15 protein-coding genes and 1 pseudogene are annotated in these 15,544 nt (G+C 60.6%); 10 read left to right on the top strand and 6 right to left on the bottom strand.

Annotated features, from left to right (window positions below):
* Positions 1–3: 3 nt before the first annotated feature.
* Entirely contained in the window at positions 4–2,847 is a 2,844-nt protein-coding gene (locus tag PPUTUW4_RS26780) for a class I adenylate cyclase (RefSeq protein WP_015097336.1), read from the bottom strand.
* 194 nt (positions 2,848–3,041) lie between these two features.
* On the bottom strand, positions 3,042–3,287 hold the full coding sequence (locus PPUTUW4_RS26775; RefSeq protein WP_007980796.1) for a TIGR02647 family protein: 246 nt from the start codon (positions 3,285–3,287) through the stop codon (positions 3,042–3,044).
* 118 nt (positions 3,288–3,405) lie between these two features.
* Between PPUTUW4_RS26775 and PPUTUW4_RS30455 the strand changes: the two are divergent.
* Positions 3,406–3,483 (top strand): annotated as a pseudogene (locus PPUTUW4_RS30455) (outer membrane lipoprotein carrier protein LolA); the annotation flags it as partial.
* A 15-nt stretch (positions 3,484–3,498) separates the two neighbouring features.
* On the opposite strand, the gene PPUTUW4_RS26770 reads toward PPUTUW4_RS30455, so the two are convergent.
* Positions 3,499–3,783 (bottom strand): hypothetical protein, encoded by a 285-nt coding sequence (locus PPUTUW4_RS26770; protein ID WP_007978820.1) that lies wholly within the window; start codon positions 3,781–3,783, stop codon positions 3,499–3,501.
* Between the two features lie 124 nt (positions 3,784–3,907).
* Here PPUTUW4_RS26770 and PPUTUW4_RS26765 point away from each other — a divergent pair, with 124 nt between their 5' ends.
* On the top strand, positions 3,908–4,567 hold the full coding sequence (locus PPUTUW4_RS26765; protein ID WP_015097335.1) for a glutathione S-transferase: 660 nt from the start codon (positions 3,908–3,910) through the stop codon (positions 4,565–4,567).
* A 103-nt stretch (positions 4,568–4,670) separates the two neighbouring features.
* Here the strand turns inward: PPUTUW4_RS26765 and argH are convergent, their stop codons facing one another.
* Complete coding sequence (gene argH / locus PPUTUW4_RS26760; protein WP_007978825.1) at positions 4,671–6,065, bottom strand: argininosuccinate lyase; 1,395 nt, start codon at positions 6,063–6,065, stop codon at positions 4,671–4,673.
* A 524-nt stretch (positions 6,066–6,589) separates the two neighbouring features.
* On the opposite strand from argH, the gene PPUTUW4_RS26755 reads away from it, so the two are divergent.
* The 7 genes from PPUTUW4_RS26755 (at position 6,590) to PPUTUW4_RS26725 (ending at position 13,046) form a co-directional block, all read left to right on the top strand.
* Complete coding sequence (locus PPUTUW4_RS26755; protein WP_015097334.1) at positions 6,590–7,336, top strand: LytTR family DNA-binding domain-containing protein; 747 nt, start codon at positions 6,590–6,592, stop codon at positions 7,334–7,336.
* A gap of 138 nt (positions 7,337–7,474) precedes the next feature.
* Positions 7,475–8,416: a hydroxymethylbilane synthase gene (gene hemC, locus PPUTUW4_RS26750; RefSeq protein ID WP_015097333.1), complete on the top strand. Its 942-nt coding sequence runs from the start codon at positions 7,475–7,477 to the stop codon at positions 8,414–8,416.
* Positions 8,413–9,180, top strand: a complete 768-nt coding sequence (locus tag PPUTUW4_RS26745; protein WP_015097332.1) for a uroporphyrinogen-III synthase — start codon at positions 8,413–8,415, stop codon at positions 9,178–9,180. The genes hemC and PPUTUW4_RS26745 overlap by 4 nt, the downstream gene beginning before the upstream one ends.
* Before the next feature lie 16 nt (positions 9,181–9,196).
* Positions 9,197–10,360: a uroporphyrinogen-III C-methyltransferase gene (locus PPUTUW4_RS26740; protein WP_015097331.1), complete on the top strand. Its 1,164-nt coding sequence runs from the start codon at positions 9,197–9,199 to the stop codon at positions 10,358–10,360.
* Entirely contained in the window at positions 10,357–11,595 is a 1,239-nt protein-coding gene (locus tag PPUTUW4_RS26735; RefSeq protein ID WP_015097330.1) for a heme biosynthesis HemY N-terminal domain-containing protein, read from the top strand. Before PPUTUW4_RS26740 ends, PPUTUW4_RS26735 begins: the two co-directional genes overlap by 4 nt.
* A 263-nt stretch (positions 11,596–11,858) precedes the next feature.
* Complete coding sequence (locus PPUTUW4_RS26730) at positions 11,859–12,410, top strand: disulfide bond formation protein B (RefSeq protein WP_015097329.1); 552 nt, start codon at positions 11,859–11,861, stop codon at positions 12,408–12,410.
* 177 nt (positions 12,411–12,587) lie between these two features.
* Complete coding sequence (locus PPUTUW4_RS26725) at positions 12,588–13,046, top strand: Rsd/AlgQ family anti-sigma factor (protein WP_015097328.1); 459 nt, start codon at positions 12,588–12,590, stop codon at positions 13,044–13,046.
* A gap of 60 nt (positions 13,047–13,106) precedes the next feature.
* On the opposite strand, the gene PPUTUW4_RS26720 is transcribed toward PPUTUW4_RS26725, so the two are convergent.
* A complete protein-coding gene (locus PPUTUW4_RS26720) occupies positions 13,107–13,772 on the bottom strand; it encodes an FKBP-type peptidyl-prolyl cis-trans isomerase (RefSeq protein ID WP_015097327.1) in 666 nt (221 codons plus the stop codon).
* A 192-nt stretch (positions 13,773–13,964) separates the two neighbouring features.
* Here PPUTUW4_RS26720 and PPUTUW4_RS28545 point away from each other — a divergent pair, with 192 nt between their 5' ends.
* Positions 13,965–15,065, top strand: a complete 1,101-nt coding sequence (locus PPUTUW4_RS28545; protein WP_015097326.1) for an AlgP family protein — start codon at positions 13,965–13,967, stop codon at positions 15,063–15,065.
* On the opposite strand, the gene PPUTUW4_RS26710 is transcribed toward PPUTUW4_RS28545, so the two are convergent.
* The gene (locus PPUTUW4_RS26710) at positions 15,062–15,526 is read right to left on the bottom strand and encodes a TIGR02444 family protein (protein ID WP_015097325.1); all 465 of its coding nucleotides are present in this window, start codon (positions 15,524–15,526) and stop codon (positions 15,062–15,064) included. The two genes, PPUTUW4_RS28545 and PPUTUW4_RS26710, sit on opposite strands and share 4 nt — an antisense overlap.
* Between the last annotated feature and the right edge of the window lie 18 nt (positions 15,527–15,544).

Raw genomic sequence — 15,544 nt, 5'->3', positions numbered from 1 at the left:
CCCTCAGACCTGATCGAGCGCCTCGTTCAATGCCTGCTCCAGGTCTGCTTTGTATCGCAGGTAAAGATGGGTGGAACTCTGCCCTTCGCCGAGCAGGCCTGAAAGGTCGAGGTCGGTGATGTAGCAGCGATAGCGTTCGGTTTCCCGGCGCTGCCCGACGATTTCCCGGGCGACCACGCTGAACAGCTGGTCGCCATGCTCCAGTTCGGAAAACTCCCGTTGATTGCAATACAACGTCACCTGCACCTGACCCGGTGCAGCTTTGCCGACGATCGCCTGCACGTCGTAAAACGGTTTGTTCACTGGCGTCTGTGGCACCGGCCGGGCTTCAATGCGACGCGCCCGGCCAGGGCCTGACGGCAACAGTTGGCAATACAGGGTGTCGAGGTTCAAGGGGTGGGCAGCGTCCATTGGCAACAGGGCATCGCGACGGTACTGGATCGATTGCAGGAAGCGCTGCAGCGGCACCAGCAGGCTTTGCTCGTCGTGCCAGGGCAGGCGTTGCTGCCACAGGGCATTGAACTCATCGAGTACGTACAGATCAGCCTGATCTTCGTTGACCCGATAGAACACTTGGATGCAGTCCGGCTGACCCGTTGGCAGGAACAGCGCAAGGTCGTGCTCTTGTAGTGCGTTTGGATCCAGGTGAAGCGGGCTGTAGCTCGCCATTTCTTCACCCAGGTAGTCGATCAACGCCGGCAGGGTGGCCAGTGCGATGTGCTGGACCTGTCCCGGCACCAGCTCCAGCACGTGGTAGTGCTGCTGGACCTGGATCAGGTAGCGGTGATTGAGTCGGCTCAGCAGCAGGTTCTGCGCGGTGTCGAGGATGTCTTCCACCCGTTGGGCGATGAACTGCGCGCGGTTATGGCAGAAACAGCGCACCCTCAGCTTCGGCTGTTGCGGCCCGGCGGGCAGGTTGTTGAGGTAATCGCGAATGCAGTCGAGCAGGGCGTGGGGGCCGTCGTAGCGAGCCACCAGCACTTCGTTCCAGCTATTGAGCGTGACCTGGTCCAGCGTCAGCACCAGGTTTTCCCGAACCCCGGCGTAGCTCAGGGAGTCGGTGCGCTCAGTGGTCATCAGGATGTTCAGGTCGCGATGGTGCTTGAGCGGATCGATGCCGACATTCACCAGAATCAGCACTTCACTCGGCACGCTGGCGCGCAACAGAGGTTCTTCGGCGACGGTGGGCAAGGGCAGGGCGATAGTCTGTTGCAGGCTGCCGAGCAGGTTGAACAGCTCGAACTCGCTCAAGTCGCTGGTGCCAGGGTGCAGGGCCAGGCGGGTACTGCTGTCGATCACGCCATTGCGGTGGCACCAGGTCAGCAGCTCGAGCAAGTGACGGCTGCTTTTGATCGGCGCGAAATGTTCCCACTCCAGCGCCGTCAGGCTGCCGTTGTACAAACCCCACTGGCTTTGTCCTGGTTCATTCCTGTTCGGCGCGTGCACCAGCGTCAGGGTGTCTTCAGCCAAGTCCGGGGCGATACCGGGGTTGATGAATTCGACTTTGCCGGCCTTGCGCTCGAAAGCGGCGTATAGCCGACGTCCGAGGACGCTCAGGTCGCGCTTGTTGATGCGGCTGACCGTTTGCTCCTGTCGGGCAAACTGAGTGAGGAAGCGGTAGCTGTAGTTCAGTTCATTGACCAGCGCCCGCCGTTCGGAGCCGACCTGGCGGACTTTCCACTGGCTGCGGCTATCGAGCAGGGCCAGTTGGCGCTGGTCCCAGCGCCATTCATGGGCCAGACGCTCAAGCAAAGAGCGTTGCCAGCTCTGGGTACGGCTGCTGCCGGTCAGTTTGCGATTGACCTTCAAGTACAGCGCGCGACGCACCAGTTCCAGCCGTTCCGGTTCGTTGCGGGCGATCAGGTATTCCTCGATGCGCCGGTACACCACGACGTACGGGTCCAGTTCGTCGAGGTCGAGCCGGTTGGCGAACACCGCTTGCTTGAAACGCAGGCTCAGGCAATGGACCCTGGGGTGTTCACTGGCATATACCTCGGTCAGCAGCAGTTTGAGTACCGACTTGTAGGGCGACTCGATGCCCTTGAACAACTGCCAGAGCCCGGCGCCGATAAATTCGCCGGGCGGGATAAAGGCCAGGTTGCCGAGGTCGAGGGTTTCATCGGCGCGGATAAAGCGCTTGGAAATCAAGGTATGGGTGTAGCGGTCGTAGCTCGATTCTTCGTAGACCGGCACCAACCACCAGATCGGCGTACGCCCGGCCAGCCAGATTGCGGTGCGGTAAAACTCGTCCAGCAACAGGTAGTGCTGGGTGGTGCCGCAATCCTCCGAACTCAACTGGGTATCGCGCTCGCCACGGACGAAACGGGTCGGTTCGATCAGGAAAAAGTGCGCTTCGGCGCCCTGGCTGGTGGCCCAGGCTTCCAGCAGCTGGCATTTTTTGCGCAGTTCGGCGAGTTCGTTCTCGGTCAGGTCCGGCCCATGGCAGACCCACACATCCATGTCGCTCTGGTCGGCCTGGGCCAGGGTGCCGAGGCTACCCATCAGGAACAGTCCGTGAATCGGTCTCGGCGGGTTGCTGCCGTGACGAGGCTTGTAGGAAAACGAGCGGGTCAGGCGCTGGGCTTCTGCGAGGACATGGGCCTCCGGTTCGAAATTCGACAGACCCGCCGGCGTACTGCCGGAAACGTAGCCGGGCAATAGCGGATGATTAACGTGGAAAAACAGCGGCAGCAAGGTCAGAACCCCTTGCTGGCGGGTCGACAAGCCTTCCATGGCGCGAGCCATGCGCCCTTCGTTAAGTTTCAGAAAACGTGCGCGCAGCTGGCTGAGAACCTTGCGGTCGATTCCCTCGTCCAGATCGGGGCGGATTTCATGGTTGCGGGTCATGTCAGCTCAAACCGGCTCGCAGGGCACGGACGTGGGGCTCTTCGGATGAGGGGCAGTTTAGCGCCTTGAGACGTGGACTTTTAAGCTGATTTGTTTTTCTGGCGTCAGATTTCTATCGGTGAAGACTGAAATCAGTGGGGGATATGCCCGCGGAAATCCCTGGATCGGGGTCTCCGTGGGCGATGCGGCAGAATTCAGGCTGTTACTTCGGCGTTAAGAATAGTCAGCACGCTTTGCACATTTTGCGCGGCATCACGACCCAGGCTGGTCAGGTAACCGCCATCAGGCTGGTCGGTCAGTTCTTTTTCGAAGAGGCGTTTGGCGGCGGCAATGTGTTTCGGGGCAGCAGTCTGATGAATTTTCAGACCTTCCTGGGAACTGTCCAGGTTGAAGAGTGCGAGGACTTCCAGTTCGGCAACCAGCTCAGGGGTAAGCGACATAAGGACTCCAGACTTTCTAGGAATTGGACGACAGCGCTCCTAAGGTGAGCTCACTTGCGCGGCATGTCCAGTGCTCGCGACAGGGTTTTTTTCCTTTGTAGGAGCGAGCTTGCTCGCGATGGTCTTCAACGATGACGCTGGAAACCTGACGCCCCGCGGCGCTCTCGGGTTTTTCGCGAGCAAGCTCGCTCCTACAGGGGGGGGCGTGGGCCTACTGCTTTTGCGGCGGCAACTCGGGCAATGCGCGCAGCGCGGCTTCGTACCATTCGGTATTGAACGCGCGGTCTTCTTCGAGTATCGCGTCGATTTCTACCGCCAAAACGTGAGCCATCAGGTTGAGAATCTCTTCCCTCTCGTAGCCCACCAGGGTCAGCTTGTTGAAGGTCGCCTTGGCCGCTGGCGGGTTGTCGCTTTCGATCTGGTTTTCGATGGCTTCGATCAAGGTATTTTCGGCGAATTCTTCTTCGTCGTCTTCGATATCGATTGGCTCGCTCATGGCAGGCTCCTCAGGGAAAGGCGGCCAGTTTACCCGTATTCATTGGCGTGATGCTGCTGGCAAGAAACCCTCGAGCGTTCTATAAACAGGCACTGCCCACCCCGCACGGCCTGGAGGCTTTGTGATGATCAAGCTTTATGGATTCTCCGTCAGTAACTACTACAACATGGTCAAACTGGCGCTGCTGGAAAAAGGACTGCCTTTCGAAGAAGTACCGTTTTACGGTGGCACCACCCCCGAAGCACTGGCCATCAGCCCGCGAGGAAAGGTCCCGGTACTGCACGTAGAGCAGGGGTTCATCAATGAAACCAGCATAATCCTCGAGTACCTCGAGCAAAAACAGAACGGCACGCCGCTGCTGCCAAGCGACCCGTTCGAGCGCGCGCAGGTACTGGCACTGGCCAGGGAAATCGAACTGTATATCGAACTGCCAGCGCGAGCCTGCTACGCCGAAGCGTTTTTCGGCATGACCCTGCCAGATGCGATCAAGGAAAAAACCAAGGCCGAACTGTTGCTGGGGATGGCTGCGCTGGGCCGGCACGGCAAATTCAGCCCTTACGTCGCTGGCGACAGCTTGAGCGTGGCGGATCTGTATTTCCTGTTCAGCGTGCCACTGGCGTGTGGCGTGGCGCACAAGTTGTTCGGCATTGATTTGTTGGCTGAGATGCCGAAGGCCAGGGCGTTGCTGGAGTTTTTGGGGGGTAATCCGAATGTACAGCGTGTGGCGGCGGACCGGGAGGCCGCGATGCCGGCGTTCTTGGCGATGGTCGCGTCGAAGAAGTAAATTTTGTAGCGTTTGGAAGTAGGTCATCGCGAGCAGGCTCGCTCCCACATTGGATTGGGTTCACACATCAAACCCTGTGGGAGCGAGCCTGCTCGCGATGCTTTTAGCGGCTGGCGAGCAACGCCTGACCGCGAGCCACTGCAGCCTTCACCTGCGCCGGCGCGGTGCCGCCGATGTGGTTGCGGGCATTGACCGAGCCTTCGAGGGTCAGCACGGCGAACACGTCCTGATCGATCTGGTCGCTGAACTTGCGCAGTTCTTCCAGGCTCATTTCCGCCAGGTCCTTGCCGCTGTCCACGCCGTACTTGACGGCGTGACCGACGATTTCGTGGCAATCACGGAATGGCAGGCCGCGACGCACCAGGTAGTCGGCCAGGTCGGTGGCGGTGGAGAAGCCGCGCAGGGCTGCTTCACGCATCATCGCGTGCTTGGGCTTGATCGCCGGCACCATGTCGGCAAAGGCCCGCAGCGAGTCGCGCAGGGTGTCGGCGGCGTCGAACAGCGGCTCCTTGTCTTCCTGGTTGTCCTTGTTGTAGGCCAGGGGCTGGCCTTTCATCAGGGTCAGCAGGCCCATCAGCGCGCCGAATACGCGACCGGTCTTGCCGCGAACCAGCTCCGGAACGTCCGGGTTTTTCTTTTGCGGCATGATCGAGCTGCCGGTGCAGAAGCGGTCGGGCAGGTCGATGAACTGGAATTGCGCGCTGGTCCACAGCACCAGCTCTTCGGAGAAGCGCGACAGGTGCATCATCGCGATGCTGGCGGCCGAGCAGAATTCGATGGCGAAATCGCGATCGGAGACGTTATCCAGCGAATTGCCGCCAACCGCGTCGAAACCCAGCAGTTGGGCGGTGTATTCACGATCGATCGGGTAGGTGGTGCCGGCCAGTGCCGCACTGCCCAGCGGCATGCGGTTGGTACGCTTGCGGCAGTCGACCAGGCGCTCGTAGTCACGGCTGAGCATCTCGAACCAGGCCAGCATGTGGTGCCCGAAGGTCACTGGCTGGGCGGTCTGCAGGTGGGTGAACCCCGGCATGATGCTGGCGGCTTCGCGCTCTGCCTGCTCCAGCAGGCCTTTTTGCAGGCGAGTGATTTCGGCCAGGATCAGGTCGATTTCGTCACGCAACCACAGGCGGATATCGGTGGCGACCTGATCGTTACGGCTGCGGCCGGTGTGCAGTTTTTTACCGGTCACGCCGATGCGGTCGGTCAGCCGCGCCTCGATGTTCATGTGGACGTCTTCAAGGTCGATGCGCCAGTCGAACTGGCCGGCCTCGATTTCACCCTGGATGGTCTTCAGGCCATCGATGATGCTGTCGCGCTCGGCATCGGTCAGCACGCCGACCTTGGCCAGCATGGTGGCGTGGGCGATCGAACCCATGATGTCGTGGCGATACAGGCGCTGGTCGAAAGTGACGGAGGCGGTGAAGCGGGCGACGAAGGCGTCGACGGGTTCACTGAAGCGGCCGCCCCAGGACTGATTGGTCTTGTCAGTGCTCATGAATTCGCTCGTATCGGCTTGAAGAAAGAAGGCGTGGAACGCTGGCGCGGATAATAACAGGGTTGCCAACCCTGTCGCTGACACTGGTCGATACGTTTTTTTGTGTAGGAGCGAGCTTGCTCGCGATGGGCGTTAACGATAACGCATACTTTCTGGATAAACGCGTCGGCGCCAGGTTCATCGCGAGCAAGCTCGCTCCTGCATAAGCGCAACGATATTTTTCATTTGAGCAATAACGTCCCGGCAAACGTCTACAGTTGGACAGTAGGATCAGCGCACTTCTCGGTGCAGCCGCTGACCACAAGTAGAGGGGGGGTGTTCATATTGCATATCAGCAAACCCTGTGGCGATGTGTCGCCAATGCGGGCCTGGGCCGCCAATCGCCCGGCAGATGAAAATTTAGCCGCCGGACCAGCGGCACTTTTTGACGCTCGGGCTAGTCTTAGCGTGGATCGCGGTGACGGACGTCACTTCACCTGTCTACGCTATCCTTGTGCGAGACTCACGCAGGAATCCAGCGCAATATGAATGTCCTGATCGTTGATGACGAACCCTTGGCCCGCGAGCGCCTGTGCCGAATGGTTGGCGAACTCGAGGGATACAGTGTCCTGGAGCCTAATGCCACGAATGGCGAAGAGGCGTTGGCACTGATCGACAGCCACAAGCCGGATATCGTGCTGCTTGATATCCGCATGCCCGGCCTCGATGGCCTGCAAGTGGCTGCACGGTTATGCGAACGCGAAACTCCGCCCGCCGTGGTGTTCTGCGCCGGGCCCGATGAATTTGCCGTGGAAGCCTTACAGGCCAGCGCCGTAGGCTATCTGGTGAAACCTGTGAGAACTGAACAGTTACATGACGCATTAAAGAGAGCCGAGCGCCCCAATCGTGCCCAGCTCGCCGCCCTGACCCGCCCTGCTGCCGAAAGCGGCAGCGGACCGCGCAGCCATATCAGCGCCCGAACCCGAAAAGGGATCGAGTTGATTCCGCTGGATCAGGTGGTGTACTTCATTGCCGACCACAAATACGTAACCTTGCGTCACGAAAGCGGTGAAGTACTGCTCGATGAGCCGCTCAAGGCCCTCGAGGACGAGTTCGGTGACCGTTTCGTGCGTATCCATCGCAACGCACTGGTCGCCCGTGAGCGTATCGAGCGACTGCAACGCACACCCCTGGGGCATTTCCAGCTGTTCCTCAAAGGCCTCAATGGTGATGCGCTGATCGTCAGCCGGCGCCATGTGGCTGGCGTGCGCAAGATGATGCAACAGCTTTAAACAGCTGTTCGCAGGCGAATTTCACACCCGATTGCCGGACATCCGGGGCCAGGGAGGCCGGGTAGTATCTGATACAAGTCAAAGTGGATTTGGCTGAGCTGTTATTATCCGCCGTATCTATTCAGTACGGATTGATCCATGTCCTCTCGCCAAATCCGCATCGCCACCCGCAAAAGCGCACTCGCCCTGTGGCAGGCCGAATACGTCAAAGCCCGCCTTGAAGCGGCTCACCCGGGCCTGCTGGTGACTCTCGTCCCCATGGTCAGCCGTGGTGACAAGCTGCTTGACTCTCCGCTCTCGAAAATCGGTGGCAAAGGCCTGTTCGTCAAGGAACTCGAAACCGCGCTGTTGGACAATGAAGCCGACATCGCCGTGCACTCCATGAAGGACGTGCCGATGGACTTCCCCGAAGGCCTCGGCCTGTACTGCATTTGCGAGCGGGAAGACCCGCGCGACGCCTTCGTTTCCAACACATTCACCAGCCTGGATGAGTTGCCTCAGGGCAGTATCGTCGGCACCTCCAGCCTGCGCCGCCAGGCGCAATTGCTGACCCGTCGCCCTGATCTGGAAATCCGTTTCCTGCGCGGCAACGTCAACACGCGCCTGGCCAAGCTCGATGCCGGTGAATACGACGCCATCATCCTTGCCGCTGCCGGTCTGATCCGGCTGGGTTTTGAAGATCGCATCACTTCGGCCATCAGTGTCGACGACAGCCTTCCGGCCGGTGGGCAGGGCGCGGTGGGTATCGAATGCCGCAGCGCCGATAATGAAATCCATGCGCTGCTGGCGCCCCTGCATCACCAGGACACCGCCAGCCGCGTGACCGCCGAACGTGCCCTCAACAAGCACCTCAATGGCGGTTGCCAGGTACCGATTGCCTGCTACGCCGTGCTGGAGGGTGAACAGCTCTGGTTGCGCGGACTGGTGGGCGATCCTGCCGGTGGCCTGCTGCTCAGCGCACAAGCCCGTGCCCCTCGCGGCGATGCCGAGGCACTGGGTGTGAGTGTCGCTGAAGACCTTCTGAGCCAAGGTGCCGACGCCATTCTCAAAGCGGTCTATGGCGAGGCAGGTCACGAGTGATCGGCTGGCGCTTGCTGCTGACGCGTCCCGCCGATGAGGCGGCGGCGCTGGGCAGCTTTTTGGCCGGACAGGGGATTTTCAGCAGCAGTCTGCCGCTTTTGGACATCGTGCCGATTGCGGCGACTGACACAATGCGCCAGGTGATTCAGACGCTGGAAAAGTTCTGCGCAATCATCGTGGTCAGCAAGCCGGCCGCCCGGATCGGCGTCGAACTGCTCGAGCGGTTTCGGCCCGCGCCGCCCGCTGTGAAGTGGTTCAGCGTCGGCGCGGCGACAGCGCAGATCCTCCAGTCTCACGGATTGGATGTGAGCTTCCCGGCAGAAGGCGATGACAGTGAGGCCTTGCTCGAACTTTCCCGCCTGCGCGAGGCTATCGCACAACCCGATGGGCGAGTACTGATCCTGCGCGGGGAGGGTGGGCGCGAATTGCTGGCTGAGCGTTTGCGTGAGCTTGGTGCTAGTGTCGAGTATCTGGAGCTGTACCGCCGGGCAATGCCGATTTACCCGCCGCAAGTGCTACCGCAACGGATCCGGGCGGAACGCCTGAACGGGCTGGTGGTCAGCAGTGGACAAGGTTTTGAGCACCTGCATCAATTGGCCGGCGATGCCTGGCCGCAATTGGCGCGGTTGCCGTTGTTTGTACCAAGCCCCAGGGTTGCCGAGCTGGCGCGTGTCGCCGGGGCCAAAACAGTTGTGGATTGTCGCGGCGCGAGTGCCGCGGCCTTGCTGACGGCGTTACGGGAGCAACCCGTACCCGTTTTCTGATGCAAAGGATGGATACGTGAGCGAAACAGCCTTGCCTAAAGATGACTCGCGACCGGTGCTTGATGCACCTGTTGATGCTCCTGTAGATGAAATGCCGCCACCACCACCAGCTGCCGAGCAGCGTCGAGGCAATGGTCTGGCAATCCTCGCGCTGATGTTGGGTGCGGCCGGTGTAGCGGTGGGCGGTTGGGGTGTCTGGCAGGTGCGTCACCTGCAAGCCAATAGTCAGCAGCAACTGAGCCAGGTACAGGCGTTGAATGACCAGGCGCAAAACCTCAAGCTCAATGAGGAGCGCCTGAGTGCACGCCTGGCGCAATTGCCCCCCGCCGATGAGCTGGAAGCACGCAGTCGCCTGGTGATCCAGCTGCAAGGTGATCAGCAGCGTTTGAACCAGCGTCTGGAAACCGTACTTGGCGCCAGTCGCAAGGACTGGCGCCTGGCCGAGGCCGAGCACTTGCTGCGTCTGGCCAGTCTGCGACTGTCTGCCTTGCAGGACATCAGCAGCGCCCAAGCGCTGGTCCAGGGTGCCGACGAGATACTGCGTGAGCAGAACGATCCGGGCGCCTTTGCCGCGCGCGAGCAGGTGGCCAAGACCCTGATAGCCCTGCGCAGTACCGAGCAACCGGACCGCACCGGGCTGTTTCTGCGGCTGGGCGCACTTCGTGATCAAGTGGCCAGCCTCACCGAGCTGGCACCGGAGTACAAGGACCGTGGCGATTCGCTGCTGGGCCTGACTGCCGATGGCGATGGTGCCAGTCGCTGGGCGCAATGGTGGGATCAGATTTCGCGTTACATCCGTATCGATTTCAATGCCGATAAAAACGTTCGCCCATTGCTGGCCGGCCAGAGCCTGATTCAGGTGCGCCTGGCCCTGAGCCTGGCGCTGGAGCAGGCACAGTGGGCGGCACTCAATGGCCAGGCTGCGGTGTACTCTCAAGTGCTGGACGAAGCGCGGGACATACTCAAGGGCAACTTCAACCCGGACAACTCGCAAAGCAAAGTCATGCTTGAGCAGGTAGCCGAGCTGAGCAGACAACCTGTCACCGTAGTCACCCCGGACATGACCGGCACCCTGAGCGCGGTGCAGGGATACCTGGAGCGGCGCAACGTCAACGCCGAAGATTCGGTCAAGCCAATGGCCAGGCCTGCTGCGAACACCGCGCCGGAGGCCACGCCATGAAGCGCCTCTATGTGATCGCGTTCCTCGTGATTGCTGCTGCCGCTGCGCTGGGGCTGGCGATTGCCGAACATTCCGGTTACGTGCTGATTGCCTACAAGACCTTCCGTTACGAGTCGAGCCTGTGGGCTACTTTGGCGCTGGTGGCTGTGCTGTGGCTGCTGATCTGGGGTATCAAGGCGCTGATCGAACTGGTGATGGCTTCCAGCGGGGTGGTCAACCCGTGGTCCCGGCGTAATCGCAGCCGTCGGGTGCAGGTGGCGATCGAGCACGGTCAACTGGACCTGGCCGAGGGGCGCTGGGCCAGCGCGCAACGACACTTGCATCGGGCTGCCGAGGCCGAGCGCCAGCCGTTGCTTTACTACCTCGGTGCAGCCCGCGCCGCAAACGAACAAGGCAATTACGAAGAAAGCGACAACTTGCTGGAGCGCGCTCTGGAGCGTCAGCCTCAGGCCGAGTTGGCTATCGCCTTGAACCACGCCCAGTTGCAGACCGACCGCGGTGATACCGACGGTGCCCTCGCCACCCTGCAAGCCATGCGTGAGCGCCATCCTCATAACGCACAGACCCTGCGTCAGTTGCAGCGCCTGCTTCAACAACGTGGTGACTGGTCGTCAGTCATTCGCCTGCTGCCGGAGCTGCGCAAGGACAAAGTTCTGCCGGCGGCCGAACTTACCGAGCTGGAGCGTCGGGCCTGGGGGGCGAACCTGTCTCTGGCGGCACAACGGGAAGAAGACGGAGCGGTGGGCAAGCAAGCGCTCGAGCGTGCCTGGCAGCAACTGACCTCGGCGCAACGCCAGGAGCCGCAACTGGTGCTCGCCTATGCCGAGCAACTGCGGCAATTGGGGGCTCAGGTCGAAGCCGAGGAGGTTCTGCGCACCGCGCTCAAGCGCAGCTACGATAGTCATCTGGCTCGTCTCTACGGGCTGGTGCGCGGCAATGATCCGGCCCGCCAGTTGCAGGCCGCTGAAGGCTGGCTCAAGGACCATCCGACCGATCCTGGCCTGCTGCTGACACTGGGTCGTCTGTGCCTGCAAAACAGTTTGTGGGGCAAGGCCCGGGACTATCTGGAAAGCAGCCTGCGTGTACAGCGCAATCCGGAAGCCTGTGCGGAACTGGCGCGGCTGTTGGCGCAAATGGGCGATACCGAACGCAGCAACCAGCTGTTTCAGGAAGGCCTGGGATTGCTGGATGAACGCTTGCTTGCTGCCCCTCTGCCAGTGCCAGTGCGCGCTTGACCCATTCGCTGGCGCCAGGCTCCGGCGTCTGTGTGATGAACTGCGGCGAGGAAGCAATCGTCCTCGTCGCAGTGAGATGATTCGCTGAAACTCGGTTACCCATTCTCGTCGCAGGCAAAGTCCTACAGAGGACTACTTTTTATCCTCTCGTCTGCGTCGGGATTTCCCTACACTTCTGCTGAAGTCTCCGTGGGCGCCTGCCTTGAAAGGCCGCCGCGCTTTCCTCTACCGTAACGGCCTGTCACTACTTTTACGGATAAGCCATGTCTTTGGCCTGCTCACGCTCCTTGTTTTTCATGGCTTTCATTGCGGGTGCCCTGGCGTTGGGCGTTTCCTACTACCTGGAGTATGCGGTCGGCCTGCGGCCTTGCGGCTTGTGTCTGGTGCAGCGGTTTTGTCTGGCGCTCCTGACCGGTGTCTGCCTGATGGCTTCGGTCCATGGTCCAGGTCGCATCGGAACCGTTCTGTATTGGCTGCTCTGTCTTGGTTCCAGCCTGGCCGGCACTGTCACGGCGTGGCGACAGGTTTTGCTGCAAACCCTTCCGATGGAGCAGGCAGCGGCGTGCTCGACCCATCTGGCGGATCTGTTCGCCGGTTCTGCGCTGCTCTCCGTCCTGCAGCAAGTGTTCAAGGGCGCTGTCGATTGTGTGGAAATTTCCTGGACGCTGTTCGACCTGAGTCTCACGGAGTGGAGTCTTCTGTTCTTCGTCGCGATGATGATTCTGGCTGTTTACCAGTCGTTGCGATTGGTCTGGATCAGCTATCAGCGACCACTCAGCGACGAGTCGTCGCACCGGGCCTTTGCCGGCGATTAAACACTTGTATGAACTTTATCGCCTGCGTACCTTGAAGCCAGTGTCGTGCGGGCATAATCTGGCCCGCACGTGTCATTGGAATTATGTTGCTCGATGACGCTCTGCCTGACCGCCCACCGATGTTACAAGAGGCGAGCGGGCTTAGAGCAGCTGACCCACAAGGGAAGAGAGATCACCATGCTCGAAAGTTGTCAGAATGCTCAGGAACGCTGGGGTGGAGTGCACCTGCTGATCGATCGCTGGTTGCAGGAACGACACGAACTGATCGGGGCCTATGACGCTCTTGGCGCAAAGCCTGAGGCGCTGGGTGAGAACCGCAAGCCTTTGCAGGAGTTCTGCGGGGTGCTGGTCGATTATGTATCGGCCGGGCACTTCGAGATCTACGAGCAACTGACGGGGGAGGCCAAGGCCTTCAATGACACGCGTGGCCTGGAGCTCGCCGAGACGATCTACCCGCGAATCGACGTCATCACCGAGAAGCTGCTCGCGTTCAATGATCTGTGCGATGAAGGCAAATGCGTCGCCGAGAAATTCAAGGAACTGGGTGGCCTGCTGCATGAACGCTTCGAGCTGGAAGACTGCCTGATCGAAGTGTTGCACACGGCCCACAAGGAAGCCGATTCGGTTCAGGCCTGAAGCGCTTTCTGCAAGATCTCGAAACGGCGTGCCAAGGCACGCCGTTTTTCGTTTGTGTCGTCAGCCGGTGGCACCGCGCAACTCGACTTCAAACACCAGCGGTGTGAACGGTGCGATCACGTCACCGGCACCCTCGGCGCCATAGGCCTGGGCCGATGGAATCACCAGTCGCCATTTCGCCCCGACCGGCATGTTTTGCAAGGCGCTGCGCCATCCGGCGATCACGCTGTCGAGACTGAACCATTGAGGCTGACTGTTCTGATCGAACACCGTGCCATCGGGCAGGCGACCGATATACAGCACCTGCACCTTGCCGTTGGGTCCTGCCTTGGCGCCTGCGCCCGGCGTCAGCTCGGTCAGCAGCACGCCGTCAGCCAGTTCGCGCACGCCGGGCCTGGCTTTCTCGGCGGCGAGAAAACGCTGTTCCTTTTCCTGTGCCAATTCGCTTTGCGGCTCGGCTGACTGCATGGCAATCCGCGCTTCATGCTCGGTCAATATCTGCTGTATCTGCTCGTCTTTCAGCGCAAGCGGCTTGCCCTGATAGGCTTGTTGCAATCCATCGACCAGTGCCTGGAGTTGCAGATCGGGAGCTTCCTGGCGCAAGCGTTCGCCAAGGCTCGCACCCAGGCTGTAAGCGAGATCGTGGGCTTCATTTTCCTGTGTTTTTTCGGCGGCCTGGGCGACCGAAAAAAACACGCACAGCGATAAAAAAAGGTGGCGCGACATGGGCACTCTCCGACCTGAATTGCGGGCGATTATGCCAGTGAGAATGCGCGCAACGGTGAACTGCTTTCACGCCGACGCAGAAGTTTTTCAGTCCTTTGCAACGCAACGCTTTCGATAGTGTCAACATGCCCTAGCGGCGGTTGCTACAGAGGTCTAGTATGAGCCGCACTCACTTCAGCCAGGAGGTAAACCATGTCGGCCACCAAGAAGCCAGTAAGCACTCCATTGCACCTGCTCCAACAACTCTCGGGCAGCCTGCTCGAGCATCTGGAAACCGCTTGTTCCGAAGCCTTGGCTGATGCTGAAAAACTGCTCGCCAAACTGGAAAAGCAGCGCGGAAAAGCGCAAGAAAAACTGCACAAGTCCCGCACCAAATTGCAGGACGCTGCGGCGGCCGGAAAAGCCAAGGCGCAAGCCAAGGCCAAGGGCGCAGTGACCGATCTTGAGGCGCTGCTCGATGCACTCAAGGATCGTCAATCGGAAACCCGCGGCTACATTCTGCAACTCAAGCGCGATGCCCAGGAAAGCCTGAAACTGGCCCAGGGCGTCGGTCGTGTACAAGAGGCTGTCGGCAAGGTGTTGTCCCTGCGTGCGGCCAAGCCTGCTGCGGCACCTGCGAAGAAAGCCGCTGCCAAACCGGCGGCTGCAAAAGCACCGGCCAAGCCTGCTGCTGCAAAACCGGCAGCTGCCAAACCGGTAGCTAAAACCGCTGCTGCAAAACCAGCGGCAAAACCTGCAGCGAGAAAACCGGCCGCTGCCAGCGCCGCAAAACCGGCTGCTAAAACCACGGCTGCCAAACCTGCCGCTGCACGTCCTGCTGCTGCAAAAACCGCTGCTGCAAAACCAGCGGCAAAACCGGCTGCTAAACCAGCTGCCCGCACCGCTGCTGCGAAACCTGCTGCCAAGCCGGCTGCAAAACCTGTCGCTGCAAAACCGGCCGCTAAACCAGCAGCCAAGCCAGCGGCAAAACCTGCTGCAAAAGCGGCTGCCAAACCTGCTGCTAAACCAGCCGCAAAACCAGCTGCAGCGAAACCAGTCGTTGCCGCCAAGCCAGCCGCTGCCAAGCCAGTTGCCGCCAAGCCGGCTGCTGCAAAGCCTGCTGCAAAACCCGCAGCCAAACCTGCAGTGAAGAAGCCGGTTGCTGCCAAGCCAGCCACCGCGCCAGTTGCCAAGCCAGCCAACCCGGCTCCGGCAGCAACGTCTGCTTTAGCTGCAGCCACCTCGACAGCCACGCCAGCGCCAACGCCGGCCGCCGCATCGATCGCAGCATCCACCCCAACCAGCGCTTCCTAAGTGCCGGTTACCGCGACGCGCAGCTGATGCAGCGCGTCGCGGTGCAGGTGGGCGGCCTCGGCCGCCGCACCTTCCAGCCAGGCCGCCAGATCGGTCTCGGCATTTTGCGGCCAACTCTGCGCCGCTCTCTCCAGCCGCAACAACAGATGCCGTTCGGCTTCCAGTTCGAGTCCCTTCACTTGTTCACGCAAGGTATGCAAGTCGGCGTCTTCCGTAGCCGCGGCTTTCCACTGTGTGCGCAAGATGCGCAACGGCCGAACGACATCGATGTCCCACGAGGTGGCCACACCGCGCAGCTGCTGCAAGCGCTGCTCATCGAAAGCCACGCCTCGTTGTCCCAGCCACGCACCAGACAGCAGCAGACACACATTGACCCCCGCCGATTGCAATTGCAGGCATGCCTGCTCAACACCGGGGCGGGCGTAAGTGGTCAGGGAAAAGCTCCACAGGTCAGAGGACATAGTGCTACTCGCGCCAGT

Origin of the sequence: Pseudomonas sp. UW4, assembly GCF_000316175.1 — a bacterium.
In the GTDB taxonomy this organism is placed as follows: Bacteria; Pseudomonadota; Gammaproteobacteria; order Pseudomonadales; family Pseudomonadaceae; genus Aquipseudomonas; species Aquipseudomonas laurylsulfatiphila.
The sequence above is the reverse complement of the archived record's forward strand: the minus strand, read 5'-3'. Positions and strand labels throughout refer to the sequence as shown.